Annotated in this window: 6 protein-coding genes; all 6 read left to right on the forward strand. The window is 63.5% G+C overall.

Annotation, left to right across the window (positions count from 1 at the left end; genetic code table 11):
- Positions 1 to 907 (forward strand): oxygen-dependent coproporphyrinogen oxidase (gene hemF, locus AYR66_RS16370; RefSeq protein WP_420093106.1); only part of this gene is annotated, 907 nt, incomplete at its 5' end.
- On the forward strand, positions 898 to 1,560 hold the full coding sequence (locus tag AYR66_RS16375; RefSeq protein ID WP_088708390.1) for a nicotinate-nucleotide adenylyltransferase: 663 nt from the start codon (positions 898 to 900) through the stop codon (positions 1,558 to 1,560). The genes hemF and AYR66_RS16375, both read left to right, overlap by 10 nt.
- Positions 1,560 to 2,240, forward strand: a complete 681-nt coding sequence (rsfS, locus tag AYR66_RS16380; RefSeq protein WP_088708391.1) for a ribosome silencing factor — start codon at positions 1,560 to 1,562, stop codon at positions 2,238 to 2,240. Before AYR66_RS16375 ends, rsfS begins: the two co-directional genes overlap by 1 nt.
- A gap of 6 nt (positions 2,241 to 2,246) precedes the next feature.
- Complete coding sequence (rlmH, locus tag AYR66_RS16385) at positions 2,247 to 2,717, forward strand: 23S rRNA (pseudouridine(1915)-N(3))-methyltransferase RlmH (RefSeq protein ID WP_088708392.1); 471 nt, start codon at positions 2,247 to 2,249, stop codon at positions 2,715 to 2,717.
- Between the two features lie 8 nt (positions 2,718 to 2,725).
- On the forward strand, positions 2,726 to 3,346 hold the full coding sequence (locus tag AYR66_RS16390; protein WP_088708393.1) for a Maf family protein: 621 nt from the start codon (positions 2,726 to 2,728) through the stop codon (positions 3,344 to 3,346).
- A partial coding sequence (locus AYR66_RS29625) for an Rne/Rng family ribonuclease (RefSeq protein ID WP_206047197.1) occupies positions 3,343 to 4,559 on the forward strand: 1,217 nt, incomplete at its 3' end. The genes AYR66_RS16390 and AYR66_RS29625, both read left to right, overlap by 4 nt.

A 4,559-nucleotide genomic window follows, 5' to 3' on the forward strand; every position in this document is an offset into this window, starting at 1 on the left:
CCCCGACATCGTCAAAGCCTACCTCCTCGACCTGCAGAAGCGCATCGTCGGCGCCCTCGAACAGGTGGACGGCAAGCAATTCATCATCGACCAGTGGGAACGTCCGCACGGCACCAGCCCGATCAATGGCGGCGGCATTTCGCGCATCATCGAGGAAGGCAATGTGCTGGAACGCGGCGGGGTCGGCTTCTCGCACGTCAGTGGCAGCAGCCTGCCGCCGACAGCGGCCGCCAACCGTCCGGAAATCGCCGGGCGCAGCTGGGAGGCGATGGGCGTATCGCTGGTGATGCATCCTCGCAATCCCTACGCGCCGACCTCGCACATGAACGTGCGCTTCTTCACCGCGACCAAGGAAGGCGAAGAACCGGTCTGGTGGTTCGGCGGCGGCATGGACCTGACGCCCTACTACGGCTTCGAGGAAGATGCGACGCACTTCCACCAGGCTTGCAGGGATGCGCTTGCGCCCTTCGGCAGCAGCCTGCATCCGCGCTTCAAGAAATGGTGCGACGACTACTTTTACCTGAAACACCGCCAGGAACCGCGCGGCGTGGGCGGTATCTTCTTCGACGACTTCCATGAGCTCGGCTTTGAAGAAAGCTTCGCGATGATCCGCAGCGTCGGCGACCATTTCATCGATGCCTACGTGCCGGTCCTAGAGCGCCGCAAGGACACGCCCTATGGCGAACGCGAACGCGACTTCCAGGCTTACCGCCGCGGACGCTATGTCGAGTTCAACCTGGTGTTCGACCGCGGCACGCTGTTCGGCCTGCAATCGGGCGGCCGCACCGAGTCGATCCTGATGTCGATGCCGCCGGTCGTGAAATGGCGCTATGACTGGAAGCCAGAGCCGGGCACGCCGGAAGCGAAGCTGTACACCGATTTCCTCAAGCCGCGCGAATGGGTGTGACCGCAAGCCCGCGTCGCTGTGTCGCCGTATTGGGCGGCAGTTTCGACCCCGTCCACAACGGCCACGTCGCCCTTGCGGGCTACTTCGCCAAGCTGCTGGTGCCGGACGAACTGCGCGTCATCCCCGCCGGCCAGCCGTGGCAGAAGCAGGGTTTGCAGACGCCGCCGGAACACCGTGTCGGCATGGCGCGCAAGGCCTTCGGAGCGCTTGCCGTCCCGGTCGTGATCGACGAGCAGGAAATCCGGCGCGGTGGCGCGACGTACACCATCGATACCCTGCGCGCGCTGCGCCAGGATCTCGGCCCGGATGTATCGCTGGCTTTCCTGATGGGCGCGGACCAGTTGCAAAAATTGCAAACATGGAAGGAATGGCAGGGCCTGTTCGACTACGCCCACCTGTGCGCCGCGTCGCGCCCGGGCTATGGCATACAGGACATGACGCCCGAAGTGGCCCGCGAATTCACGCGCCGCGCGGCAACGCCGGAACAAATCCGTAGCACGCCAAAGGGTTTGACTTACATCGCCACCAACCTGGCGATCAATATTTCGGCAACGCAAATCCGTACCACACTCGAACAGGGGGGCGATGTAGCGTCGCTGATCCCGGCCGGGGTGCTAGACTATATACAACAACACCATCTCTACAGAAACTAATGGACATCAAAAAACTGCAAACCGCCGTCATCGACGCCCTTGAAGACGTAAAAGCTCAAGACATCCGCGTCTTCGACACCGTCCATCTCACCAGCATGTTCGATCGCCTGGCCATCGCCTCCGGCACTTCCAACCGCCAGACCAAGGCACTCGCCGCGTCGGTACGCGACAAGGTCAAGGAAAAGGGCGGCACCGTCGTCTCGATCGAAGGTGAAGAGACCGGCGAATGGGTGCTGGTCGACCTCGGCGACATGGTGGTGCACATCATGCAGCCGGCGATCCGCGACTACTACCGCCTCGAGGAAATCTGGGGTGAAAAGGAAGTGAAGTTCGGCGCCGCCAAGCGCACCGCGAAGAAGACCGCGGCTGACGAAGCCGACGGTGAAGCCAAGCCGGCACGCAAGCGTTCGACCCACGTCGCCGCATCGCAGACCACGCTGGACGATGACGAGCCGAAGAAGCCGGCGCGCAAGACCGCTGCCCGCAAGACGACGGCCACCAAGACCACCGCGACCAAGACGGCAGCGACCAAGACGGCAGCAACCAAGTCGGCTGCGACCAAGACCACGGCCGCCCGCAAGACTGCCGCCAAGACCCCGGTCGGCAAGACCGTGAAGGTTGCCACCGCCAAGACCGCCGCACCGAGGAAGACCGCCGCCAAGCGCACGACCGCCAAGTAAGCTGCCATGCAGCTCATCATCGCCGCGGTGGGCCACAAGATGCCCGCCTGGATCGAAGACGGGTTCGGCGAATATGCGAAGCGCATGCCGCCGGAGTGCCGCATCCTCCTGAAGGAAATCAAGCCTGTAGAACGTTCCGGCAGCAAGACTGCCGAAACGGTCATGGCGCTCGAGCGCGGCAAGATCGAGGCGGCCATCCCGAAGGGATCGCGCATCATCGCGCTCGACGAGCGGGGCAAGGATCTTACGACGGTGCAACTGTCGCAGCTGCTGACGCAGTGGCAACAAGACGGGCGGGATGTTACATTCGTCATAGGCGGGGCTGACGGGCTGGACGCGGGCTTCAAGGCGTCCGCCGACATGCTGGTCCGCGTGTCGAGCCTGACCCTTCCGCACGGCATGGTGCGCGTCCTGCTCGCCGAGCAGCTGTACCGCGCGTGGTCGATCACGCAGAACCACCCGTACCACAGGGTTTGAGAATTCCAATGAAACCGGCAGACAACAAGATCTACCTCGCTTCCAAGAGCCCGCGCCGGCGCGAGCTGCTGCGCCAGATCGGCGTCGAATTCGAACTGATGCTGCTGCGCGGCGAAGGACCGCGCGGGCCCGATGTCAGCGAGGATGTCCTGCCGAACGAAAAGGCGGAAGACTATGTGGTGCGCGTGACGCGCGAGAAGGCCGAGCAGGCGTGGAAGATCATGCTGGCGCGCCGGCTTCCGCCGCGCCCGGTGCTGGCTGCCGATACCACCGTCGTCATTGACGGCCGCATCCTCGGCAAACCTGCCGACGAGGCGGAAGCGATGGACATGCTGCGCGCCCTCTCCGGCCGCACCCACCAGGTCATCACCAGCATCGCCCTGCACCGCGATGGCGCCACCTTCCAGCAGACGCAGTCTTCCGACGTCACCCTGTCCGTCCTCAGCGAGGAAACGATGCGCGCCTACTGCGCGACATCCGAGCCCTATGACAAGGCGGGCGGCTACGGCATCCAGGGCATCGCGGCGGTGTTCATCAAGCACATCGCCGGCAGCTACACCGGGATCATGGGCCTGCCACTGCACGAGACCGCACAACTATTAAATCAAGCCGGTATCCCGACTTTATGAGCGAAGACATCCTCATCAATATCACCCCGCAGGAGACGCGGGTTGCATTGATCCTCCAGGGCGCAGTACAGGAACTCCACATCGAACGCACGCTATCGCGCGGCCTCGCCGGCAACGTCTATCTCGGCAAGGTGGTGCGCGTGCTGCCCGGCATGCAGTCGGCCTTTATCGACATCGGCCTGGAACGCGCCGCCTTCCTGCACGTGGCCGACATCTGGGAAGCCCGACCGCACGACAATTCCAACACCATGCCGGCGCCGATTGAAAAGCTGCTGTACGACGGCCAGTCGGTGATGGTGCAGGTGATCAAGGACCCGATCGGCACCAAGGGCGCCCGCCTGTCGACGCAGATCTCGATCGCCGGCCGCATGCTGGTCTACCTGCCGCAGGATTCGCATATCGGCATCTCGCAGCGCATCGAAAACGAAGTCGACCGCGAGGCGCTGAAATCCAAGGTACAGAAACTGCTGCCGCCCGAGGAGAAAGGCGGCTTCATCATCCGCACCATGGCCGAGGATGCGTCCGAAGCCGACCTGCAGATGGACATCGATTACATGCGCAAGACCTGGGCGAACATCACCCAGCAGGCACGCACCCGCCCTGCCCCGACGCTGCTGTACCAGGACCTGAACCTTGCCCAGCGCGTGCTGCGCGACTTCGTGAACGACAACACCTCGACCATCCAGGTCGACTCGCGTGAGAACTTCCAGAAGCTGCAGGAATTCGGCAATGCCTACACCCCGTCGGTGCTGGCCAAGCTGGTGCACTACACCGGCGAGCGTCCCCTGTTCGATTTGTACGGCGTGGAAGAAGAAATCCAGCGCGCGCTCGGACGCCGCGTCGACCTCAAGTCCGGCGGCTACCTGATCATCGACCAGACCGAGGCGATGACCACGATCGACGTCAACACCGGCAGCTACGTCACCGGCCGCAATTTCGACGACACGATCTTCAAGACCAACCTCGAGGCCGCGCACGCGATCGCCCGCCAGCTGCGCCTGCGCAACCTGGGCGGCATCATCATCCTCGACTTCATCGACATGGAAAATGTCGAGCACCGAACGGCGGTGCTGGCCGAACTGAACAAGGCCTTGTCGCGCGACCGCACCAAGGTGTCGGTCTCCGGCTTCTCGCAGCTCGGCCTGGTGGAAATGACCCGCAAGCGTACACGCGAATCACTGGCGCACATCCTGTGCGAGGTCTGCCCCGCCTG

The organism is Noviherbaspirillum denitrificans (genome assembly GCF_002211445.1).
Taxonomy (GTDB): Bacteria; Pseudomonadota; Gammaproteobacteria; order Burkholderiales; family Burkholderiaceae_D; genus Noviherbaspirillum; species Noviherbaspirillum denitrificans.

Bases quoted from the DNA above. Each gene is read 5' to 3' on its own strand.
- AYR66_RS16375 (WP_088708390.1), top strand. From the start codon at position 898: ATGGGTGTGACCGCAAGCCCGCGTCGCTGTGTCGCCGTATTGGGCGGC.
- rsfS (WP_088708391.1), top strand. From the start codon at position 1,560: ATGGACATCAAAAAACTGCAAACCGCCGTCATCGACGCCCTTGAAGAC.
- rlmH (WP_088708392.1), top strand. From the start codon at position 2,247: ATGCAGCTCATCATCGCCGCGGTGGGCCACAAGATGCCCGCCTGGATC.
- AYR66_RS16390 (WP_088708393.1), top strand. From the start codon at position 2,726: ATGAAACCGGCAGACAACAAGATCTACCTCGCTTCCAAGAGCCCGCGC.